Raw genomic sequence first — 18,763 nt, 5'->3', positions numbered from 1 at the left:
GGAAAAGGCTGGTCTGACTGCGGGACTCTCCTTGTATGTAGGCCATAACGAAAAATGCTCCGTATCTTTCGATACGGAGCATTCTCTTAAAGGGCCGGGCAGATTGCTAGGTTTTCACACAGTCTGCTAGGGCGCCTTTTTGTCAGAGATCGATCACCAGATCGGAGGTGGGGCGGCTGCAGCACAGCAGACGCAAACCCTTGTCGATTTCACGTTGCCGAATGCCTCCGTTGTGGCTCATATCCACGCTGCCTTCGAGCAGCGCCGTTTTGCAGGTGCCACAGACACCTTGGCTGCAAGATGAGGGAACAACGGCTCCCGCCTTTTTGGCCGCACTGAGCACGGTTTGATCGGCAGTCATGGTGAAGGTCTTGCCGGAGCGTGCCATGCGGACTGTAAACGTGTCCTGGGCCTGCCCGGGTTCAGTCGACGGCAGCGGTTCGAGCACCACCTCCGCAGAAATGTCAAAACTCTCCTGATGGTAGCGAAGCAGGTCGAAACCAGCGCCACCCAACAACCCCTTGACCGCATCCATGTAGCCCTTTGGGCCGCAGGTGAAAACGGAGCGCTCTTGGAAATCAGGAATCTCTTTCTCGAGTTGCTCGATCGAAAAGCGACCTACCGTTCCCGTCCACTCCGGTTCGTCGCCCACGCTTTCACAGAAGAACAAGGTGCGCATCTTGGGCATGGTCCGCTCAAGGTGTGCAAGCTCCTGACGGAAAATGATGTCTTTAGGCGTGCGCGCGCTGTGAACGAAAACAATGTCCAGATCGGCGTGAAGGTCTGCAGCAGCACGCGTCATCGCCATCAGCGGCGTGATGCCGGAGCCCGCAGAGAGATACAGAAGCTTTTTAGCAGGCCCGGCAACAGGGGTGAAAATCCCCGCTGGGCCAGATGCAAGCAGTGCATCTCCGGCATGGAGATTGTCATGCAGCCAGTTGGAAACGATGCCGCCAGGTACTCTCTTGACCGTGATCGAGAACGTGAATGGACGTGTCGGGGTCGACGAGAGCGTGTAGCAGCGCGATACACTCTCTCCGTTGATCACTGGTGATACGGTGAGAAACTGCCCTGGCTCGTAGGCGAGGGCATGGTAGTCGGTGGAGTGGAACGTGAAGGTCTTAACGTCGTGAGTTTCAGCCTCGACGCTCAAGCACTCGATGCGTTTGCTGTCTCCGCTGACCCATTGAGCGCCGTGGGCGGCCCAATGGTCAGTGTCCGAGAAACGTTGGTCTGCACGCAGGCTGGCAATATTTTCGAACATGGTCATCACCTTAAACTCCGTGTGCCTGGAGACGTGCGCTGTACCAGCGCAGGAACTGATCCACGTAGGGCTCGGTGAACTCGGAGTAGGGGCCAGGAATGTAGGCGGGATCCTGAGTACCGCTATGGGTGATCGCAACAAGGTCGGCGTCTTGCTTGGTGGTGGCTACCCAAACCTCGGTCAGACGTTGCAGGTCGTAATCGACACCCTCTACGGCGTCCTTGTGAACCAGCCATTTGGTGCGAACAAGGGTGCGGTCCGGCGAGAGCGGGATGATCCAGCTGATCATGGCGTGGTCGCTCATGACATGGGCCCAAGCATTGTTGCCCCACAGGTGCGTATCGCCAAGATCTTTGCGTTTCAAGTTGCCGAGCAGCTTGGTGCAGGCGACTTTGGTGTCAAGGGTCTGGGATTCGCCGCTACCGGCAATGATCATGCGCTGAGTGCGGAACTGAGTGGCAGCATCGTCATCCAGGTGTTCGACCGTTTCGTAGAGATGGCCATCGTTCGCCCAGTCTGCTTCGATTCCTGCTTTGCGAATCTGATAGGCGTCGTAGGAGGCGCGCTGTTCTTCGCTCATCTCTTCAAGGCTGACACCCAGATCCTCGGATTGATAGGAGACCAGCAGTTCAGGGTGCGTACCGTGGCAGTGATAGCACTCACGGTTATTCTCCATCACCAACTTCCAGTTGCCATTCTCGACGTAATCCAGCTCGTACGCGATCTTGGTATTGGTCAGGTCGTAGGGGGCAAAGCGTGCGCCCATCACCTCTTCCTGATAGGCAATGTCCTCAGGTGGGTTATCGCTCAAACAAACGAAGACATGGGTCCCGATAACTTTGCAGTGGACTGGAATAAGGCTGCGGCATTTGGGGTCAAAGTTTTTCCCCATATGCGCTGCATGTTTCAGGCTGCCATCCAAATCATAGGTCCACTGGTGGTAAGGGCACACCAGCATACCAACAGTAGACTTGCCTGGTTCTTTGAGGCGGGCGCCGCGGTGACGGCAAACATTGCGGTAGGCACGGATTTGCTCATCATCATCGCGCAATATGATGACGGAGGCCTTTCCGATGTCAGTAGTGAATACATCGCCGGGCTCTTCAACATCGGCAGTGACTGCCACAACAATCCAGTGTTTATTGAAGAATACATCCACGTCTGTTTCGAAGATGTCCTGTCGGCTGAAAACTTCACCGGGCATACCAAAGCCGGGCTGTCGTGAAGACAAAACTTCGCGATGAGTTTTAGAACTCGAAATGCTCATGGTAAATCCTCAGGCACTCTTATTGTAAGTATTGGTAACGCTTGTGCGAGGATTATCTGAGTAGCCTAAAAAGCCGTCAATGCGCTTATTTTTACGAGTGACATTACCTTAAGTTATGAAGCTGCTGCCAGCGCGGACAGAGGTGCGCGATTCTGCAGCCAGTGGATCACCGCCCAGTCTTCGGGGGTTGCATTGTGGCCGTGAGGAATGATCACGTAGTAGGCATCTTTGGGCCGAACCGAGAAGGCGCCCAGGCGAACGAGCTCCCCCGTGGACAATAGATGCTCGATCACCCGCCCCCAGCCCAGGCCAATGCCGTGACCGTGAAGTGCGGCATGCACGGCATTGGCGTGCAGGTTGCAGCGCAGCGCAAAATTCAGCTTGTGGGTATTCAAGCCCAACTCTTTGAACCAGCCCTGCCAGTTCATCCATCCCTCTGTCGTGGAATCAGCCTCCAGCAAACTTGAGTTTGCTAGCTCCTCCAAGGACGTTGGCATCGGGTTGCGGGCTAGCCACGCAGGGGAGCAAACCGGAAAGATTTCTTCGTCGAACAAAAAGATCGCTTGCCCATCTATCCACTCACCGTTTCCATAGCGTACATCCAGGTCTGTCTCTTGCGTACGAAGATCGCCTGTGAACATTTGGGTGGTGAGGCGAAGCTTGAGTTCTGGCATGGTTTCATGCAGCGCTGCAAGCCTGGGCATGATCTGGAACTGAGAAAACGAGGCAGTGGCGCCGAGCGTAATCTCTTTGCTCCCCTCGCGTTGGTTGATCTCATCAAAGACTGTGGCAATTTTCTGCAAGGACTCGGAGATCACCGCAAATAAGGCCAGCCCATGATGAGTGAGCTCGATATTTCGATAGGCGCGTTGAAATAATTGCGCCCCCAGGTTTTCTTCGAGCAGTTTAATTTGTTTGCTGACCGCCGCTTGGGTGACTCCCAGTTCCTTGGCGGCTTGAGTGAAGCTCTTCAGGCGTGCAACGGACTCGAACTGCAGGAGTGCGGTCATCGATGGAATGATGCGCCGGTAACCTTTGTGCTTATTGCCTGGCTCAGTGGGCTTCATGTTTATAAATTCTCTGTTTCGAGGGTTGCTTTACGAACCGCTCAGTTGCGCAGTCATCCTGTCAATGCCTGAGCTGTTGCTTCGCAGCTTCGACCGTTAGGAGGATCATAATTGAGGTACGCCTCATCTGGCAGCAGGTGGTTCGAGTTTTAAAATGAGCCTCGTTGGTTGAGTCAGTACGTGATACGAAAAAAAACGGACGGGTAATGCCCGTCCGTACCCCTAGTCATCAGGGAAAGTGCACAATTTGAACTGCATAGGTACCGGTGAGGCGGCCATCGGTCGAGGCTCGGTCTCTAAATGCTCAGGCACAGATACTTGATTTCCAGGTAGTCCTCGATACCGTACTTGGAGCCTTCGCGGCCCAGGCCCGAGGCCTTGATGCCGCCGAATGGCGCAACTTCGTTGGAGATCAGGCCGGTGTTGATACCCACCATGCCGTATTCCAGGGCCTCGGCAACACGGAACACGCGGCTCATGTCACGGGCGTAGAAGTACGAGGCCAGGCCGAACTCGGTGTCGTTGGACATGGCGATGACTTCGGCTTCGTCTTTGAAGCGGAACAGCGGCGCCAGTGGGCCGAAGGTCTCTTCCTTGGCCACGGCAGCGGTGTTCGGCACGTCGACCAGAATGGTCGGCTCGAAGAAGTTGCCTTCGATCAGCTTGCCACCGGACAGCACCTTGGCGCCTTTGCCAACGGCGTCTTCGATGTGTTCCTGAACCTTGGCGACAGCCTTGCCGTCGATCAGCGGGCCAGTGGTGGTGCCTTCTTCCAGGCCATTACCGATCTTCAGCTTGGCAACAGCGGCGGCCAGCTTCTGGGCGAACGCGTCGTAGACACCGTCCTGCACGTAGATACGGTTGGCGCAGACGCAGGTCTGGCCGTTGTTGCGGTACTTGGAGATATCGCGCCCTCGACCGCCTTGTCCAGGTCGGCGTCGTCGAACACGATGAACGGGGCGTTGCCACCCAGCTCCAGGGAAACCTTCTTGATGTCCTTGGCGCATTCTTCCATCAGCTGGCGACCGATTTCGGTCGAGCCGGTGAAGGACAGCTTGCGTACCAGGGAGTTGCCGGTTAGTTCGCCGCCAACTTCGCCAGCGCTGCCGGTAACCACGCTCAGCACACCCGCCGGGATGCCGGCACGGGTGGCCAGCTCGACCAGGGCCAATGCCGAGTACGGGGTCTGCGAGGCAGGCTTGAGCACCATGGTGCAGCCAGCGGCCAGGGCCGGGCCGGCTTTGCGGGTGATCATCGCGGCCGGGAAGTTCCACGGGGTGATGGCCGCGGTAACGCCGATCGGCTGCTTGATGACGATCAGGCGCTTGTCTGGCTGGTGACCTGGGATGGTATCACCGTAGACGCGCTTGGCTTCTTCGGCGAACCACTCGATGAACGAGGCGGCGTAGGCGATTTCGCCCTTGGCTTCGGCCAGCGGCTTTCCTTGTTCGGTGGTCATCAGGCGAGCCAGGTCGTCCTGGTGCTCGATCATCAGTTCGAACCAGCGACGCAGCTTGGCCGAGCGCTCCTTGGCGGTCAGGGCGCGCCAGGCCGGCAGGGCCTTGTCGGCGGCTTCGATGGCGCGGCGGGTTTCCGCGGTGCCCATCTTCGGCACGGTACCGATGACTTCACCTGTGGCCGGGTTGGTCACATTGATGGTCTGGCCGCTGTCCGCATCCAGCCACTCACCGTTGATGAAGGCTTGCTGGCGGAACAGATACGAATTTTTCAATTGCATGGTTCTGTTTCCTTAGTCAGATGGCAGCGCTACGCTCACGCAGGTCCATGTTCAGGATGCGGTCGTTCTCGCTGTAATCGACCGGGCAGTCGATCACGTGCACGCCCGGGGTCTTGATGCAGTGCTCGAGCAGTGGCAGGAAGGCTTCGGCGCTTTCCACGCGGTGGCCGTTGGCACCGTAGGCTTCGGCGTACTTGACGAAGTCCGGGTTGCCGTAGTCCAGGCCGAAATCGGTGAAGCCCATGTTGGCCTGCTTCCAGCGGATCATGCCGTAGCCGTCGTCACGCAGGATCACCACGGTGATGTGCATGCCCAGACGTACCGCGGTTTCCAGCTCCTGGCTGTTCATCATGAAGCCGCCGTCGCCGCACACCGAGATCACCGGGCGATCCGGGTACACCAGGTGCGAGGCCATGGCCGATGGCAGGCCGGCGCCCATGGTCGCCAGGGCGTTGTCCAGCAGCACGGTGTTCGGCTTGTGCGCCTTGTAGTTACGGGCGAACCAGATCTTGTAGATGCCGTTGTCCAGGGCGACGATGCCGTCGGACGGCAGTACGCGACGGATGTCGGCGACCATACGCTGCGGGTAGACCGGGAAGCGGTTGTCGTCGGCACCTTCGGCGATCTGCGCTTCGTTCGCTTCACGGATGGTCATCAGGCGGGTGAAGTCCCAATGCGTGGTGTCGGTCAGCGCTTCGCTGATCTGCCACACGGCGTTGGCGATGTCGCCGATCACTTCCACCTGCGGGAAGTACACGGCATCGACTTCGGCGGAGCGGAAGCTGATGTGGATGACTTCGGTGCCGCCACGGACCATGAAGAACGGCGGCTTCTCGATCACGTCGTGGCCGATGTTGATGATCAGGTCGGCCGCTTCGATGGCGCGGTGGACGAAGTCACCGGACGACAGCGCAGCGTTGCCGAGGAAGCGCGGGTGACGCTCGTCGACCACGCCTTTACCCATCTGGGTGGTGATGAACGGGATGCCGGTCTTGTCGATCAGCTGCTTGAGGACCTTGGCGGTCATCTTGCGGTTGGCGCCGGCACCGATGACCAGGATCGGGCTGCGGGCCTTCTGCAGTTTCTCGACGGCAGCTTCGATGGCCACGTGCTCGGCCAGCGGGCGGCGGTGCAGGCTGCGTGGGATCGGCAGGGCGTCGGTCTGCTCGGCGGCGATGTCTTCCGGCAGTTCCAGGTGCACGGCGCCCGGCTTCTCTTCTTCAGCCAGGCGGAAGGCTTCACGCATACGGGCCGGGATGTTGTCGGCCGAGGCGAACTGGTGGGTGTACTTGGTGATGGGGTCCATCATGCCGCACACGTCGATGATCTGGAAACGGCCCTGCTTGGACTTCTTGATCGGCTTCTGGCCGGTGATCATCATCATCGGCATGCCGCCCAGGTAGGCGTAGGCACTGGCGGTGACCAGGTTGGTTGCGCCAGGGCCCAGTGTCGACAGGCTGACGCCGGTCTTGCCGGTCAGGCGGCCATAGGTGGCGGCCATGAAGCCCGCGGACTGCTCGTGGCGGGTCAGAACCAGCTTGATCTTCGACTTGCGCAGGGATTCCAGCAGGTCGAGGTTTTCCTCACCGGGAATGCCGAACACATACTCGACACCTTCGTTCTCCAGGCATTGCACAACGACATCGGCGGCCTTGGCCATCTTGCTTACTACCTCAGGTTTATATTTGTTCGGACAGCAGGCTCCACGAGACCGATTTCAACGTCGGTCTCGTAGATGAACATTTTGCGTTTAAGGGTGTGACGTCAGGCCAGTTGATACGTGGTCTTGACGCGGGTGAAGAATTGCCTGGCGTGAGTGCCTTGTTCGCGTGAGCCCAGGCTCGAAGCGCCGTTACCGCCGAACGGAACGTGATAATCAACACCGGCGGTTGGCAAATTAACCATCACCATGCCGGCCGAGCTATTGCGCTTGAAGTGTTCTGCGTAACGCAACGACGTGGTGACAATGCCTGCGGACAAGCCAAACTGAGTGTCTTCTGCTGCAGCGAAGGCCTCTTCATAATCACGCACCTTGAGCACGCTCAGCACCGGCCCGAAAATCTCCTCCCGGTAGATGCGCATTTGCGAAGTCACTTCGGTGAACAGTGCTGGCGTGAAGTAGTACGCGCCGGCTTCGTTTTCGACTCGTTCACCGCCACACACCAGTTTGGCACCCTGTTCCAGGCCAAGAGCGACGTAGGAGAGGTTCTGCTCCAGCTGACGCCCGTCCACAACCGGGCCAATATCGGTGGACGCCTGCAACGCGTCGCCCACTTTCAGCGCCCGAGTACGCTCAGCCAGGCGCGCGACAAACGCGTCGTGAATGCCTTCAGTCACAATGACACGAGAACTGGCTGTGCAACGCTGACCCGTGCTGTAGAACGAACCGTTGAGCGCAACTTCTACCGCTTGCTCAAGATCGGCATCATCCAGCACCACCAGCGGGTTCTTGCCGCCCATCTCCAGCTGCACTTTCTTCATACCTTCGGCGGCCAGCTTGGCGATCTGACGACCTGTATTTTCCGAGCCGGTGAAGCTGATACCGTCGATTTCTGGCGAGCGGATAATTGTGTCGCCCACACTGCGACCTGGACCGATCAGCATGTTGAATACACCCGCCGGCAGGCCGGAACGGCTGATGATTTCAGCAAGTGCCCAAGCGCTGGAAGGTACCAATTCAGCCGGTTTGAAGACGACGCAGTTGCCAAAGCACAGTGCTGGCGCGATTTTCCATGCCGGGATGGCGATGGGGAAGTTCCACGGCGCAATAATGCCGATCACACCCAGTGGCTGGGTGAACACATCGATGCCGACGTCCTGGCGCACCGATTGGTACTTCTCACCTTCAGCACGCAGGGCTTCCTGGGCGTAGAACTTGAACGAGCGACCCGCGCGATCGACTTCGCCGAGCGCTTCGCGGACGATCTTGCCTTCTTCGCGGGCAAGGAGGGTAGCTAGTTCTTCACGGCGTGCAAGGATCTCGCTACCGATGAAGTCCAGCGCATCGGCGCGTTGCTGAGGGTTGCTGCGCGCCCAGGCTGGCTGGGCACGACGTGCGGCCGCGATGGCCTGCTCGGTGAGGTTCTGGTCGGCACGTACGAAGCGCTCGACCACCTCACCCGGGTTGGATGGGTTACGGTTCTCGAGGATGTCAGCGCCGCTGTCCAGGGCAACGAAAGCGCCGTCGACGAAGCTGCTTTTAGTGGCGATGGTCATGCGCTGCGGATCCTTTTCTCGGTAGTGTGGCGGGTAACGAAATGAGTGATGTTGTCGACGGCGCGGTCCATCAACTGCTGCATGGCATCCTCACTGCTCCAGGCAATGTGCGGGTTGAGGATGAAGTCGTCGCGATCAATCAGCTGGAACAACGGGTTGCTCGGATGCAGCGGCTCTACCTCGACCACGTCCAGTGCGACTCCGCCCAGCCGGCCGTGTTGCAACGCATCGATCAACGCGGCTTCGTTGACGATGCCGCCGCGGCCGGTGTTGATGACCAGCGCATCGGGCTTCATCAGCGCGAGCTTTTCAGCGTCGATCAAATTGTGGGTTTCAGGCGTCAACGGTGCATTGATAGACAGCACATCGCAGCTGCGGAGCAAGCTCTCCAAAGAGCGGCAATCGGGGCCGGAACGCTTGCCACCGCGATCTTCGAACAACACTTCCATACCGAAGGCACGGGCCAGTTCGGCCAGACGAACGGCAATCGGGCCGCTGCCGATTATCGCCATCTGCTTGCCGCGCACATCACGGATACGGTGGTCGAAGTAGATGTTCTTGTACTCGGCCTGCCCCGCATGCACCTTGCGCATCAGTCGGCTGAAGGCAGCCGGCCGGCGAAACAGCTCGAGCATCATCGCCATGCTGTGCTCGGCAACGGTGTTCGCGGCGTAGCCGGGTACGCTGGAAACCTCGATGCCATGGGCATCGCAGTAATCGACGTCGACGATGTCACGGCCGGTCAGGGCCAGCGAAATCATCTTCAGCTTCGGTAATTGACGCAGGTGCTCCTCGCGCAGCGGCACGCTGCAGGTCAGCGCAATCGTGGCGTCCTTCAGGTGCTCTAGCACCTGATCGGGGTGGGTGTAGGCAAACTGCTCCCAGGTATGTTCGCAGTCAGGGCGCTTCAGACGTGTCGAAGCCGCAAGGCCGTCGTCGTCTAGGAAAACGATATGTTCGCTCATGATCCTGATTCTTATTTTTTCTGCGCCGGAACATAGCCGGCAGGCGCCATGGAAACCAGCTGACGGGTGATGAAGCCGGCGTCCTGGTCGTGGTCTTCAAGGGATTCCTTGCGCACCAGCGCATCGCGCACCATGTGCGCGCCGAAGAAGCGGAACGGCTCTGGCGGCAGCAGCTTCATCTTCTGGTTGACCAGTCCGCAGTTGGCCCACTCGTCATTGGCGTGGGTGGCCAGCGATTTGATGATGCGGCTGGCAAAGACCGTAGTGGCCACCCCGTTGCCCGAGAAGCCGATGCCGTAGCTGACGGTCTGGTGATGGTCGAGGTAACCGAAGTTCGGCAGGCCTTTCATGGCGCGGTCGATCGGGCCGGTCCAACTGCTGACCACTGGCACGTCCTGCAATTGCGGGTACAGGCGGCGCAGTTCGGCCGCGACTTTGTCTGCAGCCGGCGATGGCTTCTCATACAGGTTGCCGATGCGCCCGGCAAAGGCGAACTGCCCCAGCGGTTTGCCGAACACCACGCGGCCATCCGGGGTATTGCGCCAGTAGTTGAGTACGGTGCGCGAATCGGTCATGCACTCGCCGCCGCTGAAGCCGATGGCGTCGAGCTTGGCCTTGACTGGTGCGGTGGCCACCATGTCGCTGGACATGATCGCGATCATCCGGCGCAGCTCAGGGAACTGCGCGCCCCAGGCATTCAGCGCGAGTACCACGTGATTAGCCTTCACGCGACCCATGGCGGTGTGTACCACCGGGTTCTTGCCGCGCTCCAAATGGGTGAAAGGCGATTTCTCGAAGATCTTCACCCCGAGTTTCAGCGCCACCCGGCGCAGGCCGCGAGCCAGCATGGCAGGCTGCACGGTGGCGGCATTGGGATCATAGATCCCACCCAGCACGAGTGGGGAGCCTACTCGACCACGGATGGTTTCGCGGTCCAGTTCCTGGAAGGGGTTGACGTCGAGTTTTTGCAGGCCGTCGGTGAGTACCTTCCACGAGCCCATCTGGCGCTGGTTGGTGGCAGTCCACAGCCAGCCGTCCTTGCGATACTGAGCATCGATACCGTGCTCCTGGCAGAAGCTGCCGATCTCGTCGATGGCCGACTCCGCCGCCTCGCAGATGCGTCGCGCTTCGACATCGCCACAGATAGTGCGCACCGAAAGGTATTTGCCCCACCAGTTGGTGGCAACACCGCCGTTGCGCCCACTGGCACCCGAACCGCAGCGATCACGCTCGACGATGACGATGGTCTTTTCCGGGTGCGCCTGTTTCAGGCGGATGGCCGACCACAGGCCAAGGAAACCGCCGCCGACGATGCAGACATCCGCTTGAATTGCATCCTGCAGGGCAGGGGCCAGATCGCTGTCCAGGTCGAGTGCCTGGGCATACCAGAATCCACGGTACATAGTGAGTGCCTTTGAGCATGTTGGTTTTTGTACACATGATGCTCAGCAAATGGCTTTTGAGATATTACAGTCATGACAATTGATCGTACGCTTTCGCTTATTCGTGCAGAGTGTCCTAAATTTTCCATTTGCTGAGATTGATATGATATGGAGGACTCTCGTAGTGCTTTAGAATGGTGCAATCCATCAAGCTGAGGTGCCTACTCATGGTCAGGAAAGCCGAAGATCAAAGCAGTGTTCCTGCCTCTATCAAACCAGAGCTGAGGGTCGGCTTTGTCTTGATGAACCACTTCACCTTGGTGCCGGTTGCCGGATTGGTGGATTCCTTGCGGTTTGCCGCTGACAAGTCCTTTCGCAGTCAGCAGGTTTTTTGTCAGTGGGATTGGATGACGCTGAATGACCAGCCCATCGTGGCCAGTTGCGGAATGCCCATCTTGCCAACCAAACCCCTGAATCTGTGGGCCCAATATGACTACATCGTGATCGCGGGGGGGTTGCTTGGCGAAACGCGCAATCCTCCGGACTGGCTGCTGGATGCGCTGCGGGATGTGCATGCTGCCAACATTCCCATCATCGCCTTGTGCTCTGGTTCATTCGTGCTGGGAAAGGCTGGGCTTCTGGACGGCAGACGGTGTGCACTCCATTTCACCCTGCGAGAAGAGTTCAAGGAGCGCTTTCCGCTGTCTACTGCGGTGATCGATAAAAACTATGTCGATGACCGGGGCATCATTACCTGCCCAGGTGGTACGGCCATCGATTTGGCTGCCAACCTGATTCGCCGCCACTGCGGGGCAGTTCGGGCTCAGAAAGGCTTGGAGTACCTGTTGGTCGAAGAGCGAAGCGAGGAGGAGGCGGAGGGCGCCGAAGGTGGGGTGTATCTGAACGATCGCGTGCAGCGAGCAATTGCTTTCATGCGCGAAAATCTGGGGTCATCCCTCACGATCCAGGCGGTGGCGAGTGCTGTGGGTACTCACCCTCGGCAGTTGCATCGCGAGTTCGTAGCCAATACTCAAGAGCCCCCGGCCAACTATTGGCGCAAACTGCGCCTTGACCATGCCAGGCGGCTGCTGGTCAATACCAGCCAGAACATCACCACCATCGCCTTGGCCTGCGGCTTTTCGGATGCTTCGCATTTCATTCTCTGGTTCCGCAAGCAGTATGGCGAGACGCCGTACAGCTTTCGCAAACGCCGGCACGAGGTCGAGCGGTTTGAGTGGAACAATGAACGGGTTGGCTTGGACCCTGAGCTCTAGGTCAGTGCATGCAAAAACGCCGCGGGCCAGGCCCGCGGCGTGACAGCCAAGAGATCGAGGCTATGGCATCTCGCCGAAAGCTTGAATCTCGATAAGGTACTCGGGGGCTGCCAGTGGCGCGCCGACGCATGCACGCACCGGCGGCTCATCACCAACCCAGGCGTCGTAGACCGCATTCATGGCAGCAAAGTCGTCCATGTTGGCCAGCCAGATTTGAATCCGAGAAATGTCTTTCTTTCCTGCTCCAACCTCGGAAAACCAGCGCTCCAGTTGCGCCAGCACGCACTGCGTCTGTTCGGTGATATTGCCTTGGGGTGCTTGGGCCACAATGCCAGAGGTTTCGATTCGCCCTTTGATGATCACCATCTGGCTGGCACGAGAGCCTGGCTTGATACGTTCGATCATGGGGGCTCCTTAGAACAGTACGTAGGTTTTGCGCAGTGGCTCGCGAATGTCCCAAATGCCTTCACAGTTCTCAGGGAACAGAACGGCATCACCGGCGCGCAATTCCACGGGCTCGCCGCCGTCAGGGGTAAAGGTGCACCAGCCGCTAACAATGTGGCTGAACTCGCGGTTCTTGAGATGGCGACGGAAAACACCCACGCTGCTTTCCCAGACGCCGATGCTGGCACCAACGCCTTCATCGGTCTGTGCCTGGCCGGTGGCTGCGACAGCGATCACGTCACCAATCGGCAGTTTGGCTGGCGAGGTTTCACCCAGCGCGGACTCAGCAGCATTTCGTACAACGGTAAGAACTTGGGGCATCGGGAATTCCTTGGTAACTCAATGTATCGGGGTGATTGGTAACTGTCTGCTTTAGCGACGGTCAGTGGACAAGCCTGTTGCAGTGCTGCGCTTAGCCGTTCCTGAGTGTTGGCCAAGAGCTGCCGATTGCTGCAGATCCAGCGAGCGAGTTTCCGGCGCCAGCCACCATGAAATGATTGCGCCGAACAGCGATACTCCAGCAGCAATGAACATGGTGTTGGCGATGCCCAGCGAATCCAACGAAATGGGCACCAGGTAAGTGCCCAGTGCTGCGCCGATACGCGACAGCGAGGTGGCCAGGCCTACGGCGGATGCGCGAATCTCCGTGGGGAACAGTTCATTGGGATACACATAAGTGAGCACTTGTGCGCCACCAATCAATACGGCATAGGCGCCAAAAATAATCAGGACAATCATTGGGGCGCTGTCAGGGAACTGGCCGAGCACGAAAAGCGCCAGGCCTGACCAAAGGAAGCTGTGAATCAGCATCTTGCGGCGTCCCATGCCATTGATCAGCTTCGTAGCGCCAAGGCAGCCCAAGGTGAACAGGAACGTAATTGCCAAGGAACCGTAGCTTGCCCAGTCGCCGGTGAGTTTCAAAGCCTGCAGAACTTTCGGGGCAAACGCGTAGATAGCAAACAGCGGAACGATGGCACACGTCCAGAAGAGCGTGATGAAAGCCATCCGCTTACCGTAACCTGAGTGGAACAGGGACCATACGGATACTGGTTTTGCGTTGCTGGGCTCTGGGAGGTCGCTGATGGAGTAGTCGGGGCCGTATACGCGCTTGATGACTGCATCGGCTTCAGCTTTACGGCCCTTGCTAATCAGCCAGCGGGGTGACTCTGGGGTGCCGCTTCGCGCCAGCAGGAACAGTCCGCCAGGTACGACAGCACTGGCAAGCACCCAGCGCCAAGCATCCTCGCCTGCAAAGCGCAGCAGAACTTCCCCGGCCAAGTATGCGACCGCAGCACCTGCAAACCACATCAGTACCATGGCGGCCAGCAGGGGCCCGCGGTGTTTGCGCGGCAAGAATTCCGCCAGCAAGGAGGTTGCAATGGGGTAGTCCGCCCCAACAGCCATGCCAATCAGCAGGCGCCAAACGAACAGGAGCCAGGCCGACTCAACCCAGAACTGAGCGAGGGAGAAGCCGACAATCGCGATCAGGTCGACCAGATAGAGAACTTTTCGCCCGTATTTATCGGTGAACCAGCCACCTAAGAAGCCACCTAGGAATACGCCAATGAGCGCTGAGGCCGCGATTAATCCTTCCCAAAGTGCACTCAGTTGAAGTGCGGTACTGATCTGCATCATGACCACGCCAATGATGCTCAGTACATAGCCATCCAAAAAAGGACCGCCGGCTGAGTATATAGTTAGCTTTCGATGGAAGGCATTAAGTGGTGCGTCCTCTACGGAGCGCTTCAGAGTTGACATGAAAATACCTCTTTTTGTTGTTATTGCGAACACGCATTCGCTGGCCACGTAAGTGTGGCCAGTGATTATCAAGTTTTTGAAACTCTATCGAGGGGTTCGAGTTCGTGTTAAGAGTGCGTCCAGCACAACTTCACAAGCAGCACCCCAATTAGCACTTACAGGTTGGTGCATCAAAACAGCCAATCCTTCGGCTGAGAATGTGCCAGGGGAGGCGATCGCTCGACCTAGCGACTGAAGGCTCTTATCAGGGTTCGATTCTGCAGAGCCTACACAGTCTTTAATGTTACTAAGAACCAAGGCGCGTGCCGCATCAGCAGGCAGGCCTTTATCGCTCAACCATTGCTCGAGATCATGCAGCAAGAAGTAAAACCAGCTGTTCATACACGCTGCTACGGTTGCAAGCTCGAAGGAGTCTTCATCTTGCAATACCACCAGTTCGCCCAGAGTACAGAGCAAGCTTTCTGAAGCCGCATCCGCAGGGCAGATGACGACCGTTGACCGGTTGAGCTTGGCTGCGCATGAGAGCATTGCCCTCACACAATCAGCCAGAGGGAAAGCAGTCTGCAGTTGCTCAAGACTTATTCCTGCCGCCAGCGATATCAGCTTTTGCCCCGGCTTCAGTTGAACCTGGTTTGCCACGGACGCGATGTCCTCTGGCCGGACACCCAGCAGCACAATATCGCTACGATCGACGACAGCTTGATTGTCTTGCAGAACCTGGCACGCGCATTCGTCAGCAAGCGTTTGGGCGCGCTCCGCGTTTCTCGGCGATAGCATGATCGCGTCGGCAAGCCCGCTTCTGCGCAATCCGCGGACGATGCTTTCCGTGAGGTCACCTACACCGATAATGCCAAGGTTCTGCATGTCGCCCCCTTTAGCTTTCCATTCCTGCGCGGTGCTGACCCCAGCGCAGATTCAAGTTGACCCCGAGGCTTAAGAACGGTTCTGGGGGATTGCGATTTGGCCCCTCTGCACCCAGTAGGAAGTCGATCAGTTCATCGCGTTCGCCAGCGAGCCAGTTGGCCAGCAGGGTGCCAGTGACGGTGCCGCGGGTAATGCCCAGGCCATTGCAGCACAAGGCTCCGTGGACATTGCGCGCAAGCGAGCCGAAGTGCGACATGTGATTGCGCGACAAGCACATGGAGCCGCCCCAGGTGTACTCGAATGGCATACCTGCAAGCATCGGGAATCGTCGTTCAAACGAGTCACGGTGCTGGCGCCCTGCGCGATCCAGGTAGCGTTGGTGTGCTCGTCCATCGGCATTGAAGCTGAAGCTGTTGCGCACGAGTAAACGCTGGTCGGGGGTCCGGCGTAGCGTACTACCGAACGGATCTGCCGGGATGACGCCCCAGGTGTCTTTGCCGCCCAGTCGCTGTTGCTCTTCTTTGGTCAGAGGGCGAGTCATGCTGGCGTACGTGAAGATGGGGAGCAGGCGGCCTGGGAGGAAACCGAAGTGCGATGCAAACGCATTGTTGGTCAGCAGCAATTGGTCCGCGATAATTTCGCCGGCATCGTGTTTGAGTGTGACGCGGTCACCTTGCTCAATCGACGTGATGACCGTTCCCTCATAGAGGGTGACGTTCTTCGGCAGTGTATCTGCCAGCCCTTTGGCCAAGGCGGCCGGTTGCAGAAGCTTCGTGCCCGGGGTGTACAACGCTTTCTTGTAGAACGAGGTGCCGAGGTGATCAGGCAGGTCTTGTGCCTCGATCATTTCATAAGGCTGGTCGAGCTTCTCGAGCCCACTGCGATAAGCCTCCAGTACCGCAAGCCCCTTGCTTTCCACGGCGGCTTGGTACTTGCCGTCAGGCCTGATCTGGCAATCGATGCCCTGATCCTTGATCAGTTGCGCGAGGATGCTCTGCGCGCGCAAGTTGAGCTTCAAGTTCATGCGCGCGGTAGGCAGCGGCCCGATGTAGTCCGCCGCACCGATATCATGTGGCAAGTCAATTGCAAAGCCGGAGTTTCGTCCGGACGCGCCAAACCCGACAACCTGAGCCTCGACAAGAATGATCTCGTCCCCTGGGTAGTGGTGGGCGAGCTGACGTGCCGCGGCGAGACCGGTAAAGCCTGCGCCCAACACAACCCAGCGAGCCGAACTGCGGCCACGGTGGCTCTGTTTTGGAGTACGGGCAGGGCTCAGATGGAACCAGCCACAGCCGTTGTCATCCGCGGGAGTAGAGGTGTTTCTGTACATGCGTATCTACTTTTAAGTGTTGTTTGAGTCACTATCGCACCGCATGACTTCTGAAAATATAACGGGCAGGACGACTCATGGGAGGTTCTGGCGGGGGGGCTGAATTTTGCAGGCGGATGTTGGCTGTAACCCTAAGCGCCGTCACAGCTGTGCTGTGCAGTTGTCGCCAGTAGAATATGAGAAACGGTATCTTCTGAGCTTAGAGAGTGCCTAGGAATGCAGGGGCGGTTCATTTAGGTCGGTCGCGCAATATCCATCTCATTTACAGGGAAAGACTATTTCTGGTCGCTTTTTCAACTGCTCAATAGCTGTCTCGACGAGCGATATAGCGCCTGCGGCTAACGGATAACATTTTGTCATCAAGTCGTCTCCGGAAATGTCGCTGTATACAGATTGAATTCATACGTACCCTTTTCTCAGAGCATCCACCGCTCGATGGTTTGGCTGGATCGACCAGCTGAGAACAATAAGGGGTTTTACGATGTCTGCATTCAAATTTTCCGGTGTCAACCTTGCCATCACCACGCCGTTCGATGCCCAGGGCAAAATCGACTACGCGCGATTTGAAGGGCTCATTGAGCGTTACATCGCAGCCGGTGTTCATGGCTTTGTGCTGAGCTCCGGAACCGGAATGCATGTGTATCTGAGCAAGGATGAGTCCAAGGAACTGATCGCGTTCGGCTCGAAAGTCATCAAAGGTCGTGCGCGCGTGATCGCTCAAACCTCAGCCTTGCTGGCCGATGAGGTCGTTGAGCGTACCCGCCATGCCAAAGATTGCGGCGCCGACGGCGTCATGGTGCTTCCGCCCTTCTTCGAAGGCCCAACCGATGATCAGGGCATCATCGATTTTTACTCGACGGTTTCCGAGGCCGGCCTGCCGATCATCGGTTACAACGTCCCGCAGGCGGTAGGCGTAGAGGTCACTCCATCGCTGTTCAAGCAACTGAGCGAAATTCCGAACTTTGTTTCGGTGAAGGACAGCAGCGGTGATCTCGCAGCTCAAGCTTCTCTGGTGCGCACCGGCTTGCCAACCATGAACGGTGCCGATCCGCTGGTACCTTACGCTTTGTTCGCGGGTGCCGCAGGGTTGATCTGGGGCGGGGCGAACATGGCACCGAAAACCTGTGTTGCCCTGGTCAACGCCGCAACTGAACGCAAGTGGGATGATGTTCAGGATATCTGGAAGTCGTTGGCTCCGGTGATGTCCCTGATCTGGCAAGGGGACTACGTGCAGTCTGTGTATGCTGGCGCTGAAATCATGGGCTATGGCGCAGGCAATCCCCGCCGTCCGCTTGCCCGCCTGGCCGAAGATAAGTTGGATGCGCTGCGTGAAGCATTGGCTCCGCTGATCGAGCGCGAAGCCTCTGCTTCCTGACAGCTGGAGAAGCCGACATGTTTGTTGCTTCGAAATTACCTGAAAACAATGGCAGCTCTGGTTGGGTAGAGATGCTGCCTCGCCGCATGGGTAAACCAGCATTGGAGAGCTCGATCACGGCGGACGTCGTGGTCATCGGTGGTGGTTTCGCTGGCCTCTCAGCCGCTCGTCAAATCGTTCGACTGGATCCGACCGTCAAGGTAGTAATTCTTGAAGCAGGTCTGGTCGGCGATGGAGCTTCGGGGCGGAACTCGGGGTTCATAATCGACCTTCCCCATGAGGTCTCAGCTGAAGGGCTGGGTGGCGGTTCGCTTGATCGCGCACGTCGCGACATCAAGCTTTACCGTACCGCGATTGATCTGGGCTTGGAGTTGGCTGAGGAGCACGGCTGGGGCAAAGAGGTCTTTGACCCGTGCGGCCGATACAGTGTTGCTCGAGGTACCCAAGGTGACGAGCACATCCTGTCCTATGGGAAGCAACTCGACGCACTTGGTGAGAAGTACGAACTGCTGAACACCCGAGAAATCGGCGATGTAACGGGAAGCGCTGCTTACACGTCCGGTATGTTCATGCCGGGTACTGTGATGATTCAGCCCGCTGATTATGTACGTCGCTTTGCTGATACCTTCCGTGATCCTGTTCGCGTGTATGAACAGACGCCTGCCCTGTCGTTTAAAAATGTGGGTGGTTCATGGGTAGTAAAAACGCCGAAGGGCGTCGTTACTGCGGGCAAGATCATTCTGGCGAACAATGGGCATGCGCAGAGCTTCGGCTTCTTTAAAGGGCAGCTGCTGCATGTGTTCACCTACGCCTCGTTGA

General features: G+C 58.0%; 15 protein-coding genes and 1 pseudogene. 3 read left to right on the top strand and 13 right to left on the bottom strand.

From position 1 onward, the window contains the following. Window positions 1-142: 142 nt before the first annotated feature. The 8 genes and pseudogenes from ACN6NG_RS18190 to ACN6NG_RS18155 all read right to left on the bottom strand — a co-directional run bounded on the left by ACN6NG_RS18190 (window position 143) and on the right by ACN6NG_RS18155 (window position 10,920). Window positions 143-1,270 carry an FAD-binding oxidoreductase gene (locus ACN6NG_RS18190; protein WP_013972250.1) on the bottom strand — a complete coding sequence of 376 codons (1,128 nt, stop codon included), beginning with the start codon at window positions 1,268-1,270 and terminating at the stop codon, window positions 143-145. A 4-nt stretch (window positions 1,271-1,274) separates the two neighbouring features. Beyond that, window positions 1,275-2,531 (bottom strand): aromatic ring-hydroxylating oxygenase subunit alpha, encoded by a 1,257-nt coding sequence (locus ACN6NG_RS18185; RefSeq protein ID WP_474315336.1) that lies wholly within the window; start codon window positions 2,529-2,531, stop codon window positions 1,275-1,277. Window positions 2,532-2,644: 113 nt separating this feature from the next. Further along, complete coding sequence (locus ACN6NG_RS18180) at window positions 2,645-3,598, bottom strand: LysR substrate-binding domain-containing protein (protein WP_013972252.1); 954 nt, start codon at window positions 3,596-3,598, stop codon at window positions 2,645-2,647. A gap of 296 nt (window positions 3,599-3,894) precedes the next feature. Further along, window positions 3,895-5,336: pseudogene (gene gabD / locus ACN6NG_RS18175) on the bottom strand (NADP-dependent succinate-semialdehyde dehydrogenase). Between the two features lie 16 nt (window positions 5,337-5,352). After that, window positions 5,353-6,996 (bottom strand): acetolactate synthase large subunit, encoded by a 1,644-nt coding sequence (locus ACN6NG_RS18170; protein ID WP_316927904.1) that lies wholly within the window; start codon window positions 6,994-6,996, stop codon window positions 5,353-5,355. A gap of 104 nt (window positions 6,997-7,100) precedes the next feature. Next, window positions 7,101-8,552: an aldehyde dehydrogenase family protein gene (locus tag ACN6NG_RS18165; RefSeq protein ID WP_013972255.1), complete on the bottom strand. Its 1,452-nt coding sequence runs from the start codon at window positions 8,550-8,552 to the stop codon at window positions 7,101-7,103. Beyond that, window positions 8,549-9,517: an NAD(P)-dependent oxidoreductase gene (locus ACN6NG_RS18160; protein WP_013972256.1), complete on the bottom strand. Its 969-nt coding sequence runs from the start codon at window positions 9,515-9,517 to the stop codon at window positions 8,549-8,551. Before ACN6NG_RS18160 ends, ACN6NG_RS18165 begins: the two co-directional genes overlap by 4 nt. Window positions 9,518-9,528: 11 nt before the next feature. Beyond that, the gene (locus tag ACN6NG_RS18155; protein ID WP_013972257.1) at window positions 9,529-10,920 is read right to left on the bottom strand and encodes an NAD(P)/FAD-dependent oxidoreductase; all 1,392 of its coding nucleotides are present in this window, start codon (window positions 10,918-10,920) and stop codon (window positions 9,529-9,531) included. Between the two features lie 206 nt (window positions 10,921-11,126). Here ACN6NG_RS18155 and ACN6NG_RS18150 point away from each other — a divergent pair, with 206 nt between their 5' ends. Further along, a complete protein-coding gene (locus tag ACN6NG_RS18150) occupies window positions 11,127-12,173 on the top strand; it encodes a GlxA family transcriptional regulator (RefSeq protein WP_049798472.1) in 1,047 nt (348 codons plus the stop codon). A 60-nt stretch (window positions 12,174-12,233) separates the two neighbouring features. Here the strand turns inward: ACN6NG_RS18150 and ACN6NG_RS18145 are convergent, their stop codons facing one another. The 5 genes from ACN6NG_RS18145 to ACN6NG_RS18125 form a co-directional block, all read right to left on the bottom strand. Beyond that, on the bottom strand, window positions 12,234-12,578 hold the full coding sequence (locus ACN6NG_RS18145; protein WP_013972259.1) for a RidA family protein: 345 nt from the start codon (window positions 12,576-12,578) through the stop codon (window positions 12,234-12,236). A gap of 9 nt (window positions 12,579-12,587) precedes the next feature. Continuing rightward, window positions 12,588-12,938, bottom strand: coding sequence for a cupin domain-containing protein (locus ACN6NG_RS18140; protein WP_013972260.1), 351 nt, complete (start codon window positions 12,936-12,938; stop codon window positions 12,588-12,590). 51 nt (window positions 12,939-12,989) lie between these two features. Then, complete coding sequence (locus tag ACN6NG_RS18135; RefSeq protein WP_044046976.1) at window positions 12,990-14,375, bottom strand: MFS transporter; 1,386 nt, start codon at window positions 14,373-14,375, stop codon at window positions 12,990-12,992. Between the two features lie 84 nt (window positions 14,376-14,459). Then, window positions 14,460-15,239, bottom strand: a complete 780-nt coding sequence (locus ACN6NG_RS18130; protein WP_013972262.1) for a pyrroline-5-carboxylate reductase family protein — start codon at window positions 15,237-15,239, stop codon at window positions 14,460-14,462. A 10-nt stretch (window positions 15,240-15,249) separates the two neighbouring features. After that, a complete protein-coding gene (locus ACN6NG_RS18125) occupies window positions 15,250-16,569 on the bottom strand; it encodes an NAD(P)/FAD-dependent oxidoreductase (protein WP_044046977.1) in 1,320 nt (439 codons plus the stop codon). Window positions 16,570-17,050: 481 nt separating this feature from the next. On the opposite strand from ACN6NG_RS18125, the gene ACN6NG_RS18120 reads away from it, so the two are divergent. After that, the gene (locus tag ACN6NG_RS18120) at window positions 17,051-17,944 is read left to right on the top strand and encodes a dihydrodipicolinate synthase family protein (protein ID WP_013972264.1); all 894 of its coding nucleotides are present in this window, start codon (window positions 17,051-17,053) and stop codon (window positions 17,942-17,944) included. A gap of 17 nt (window positions 17,945-17,961) precedes the next feature. Continuing rightward, the coding region (locus tag ACN6NG_RS18115) for an NAD(P)/FAD-dependent oxidoreductase (RefSeq protein ID WP_474315331.1) at window positions 17,962-18,763 on the top strand (802 nt) is incomplete at its 3' end.

The organism is Pseudomonas sp. TSO6 (genome assembly GCF_056098905.1).
This window is presented reverse-complemented; position numbering and strand designations above follow the sequence as displayed.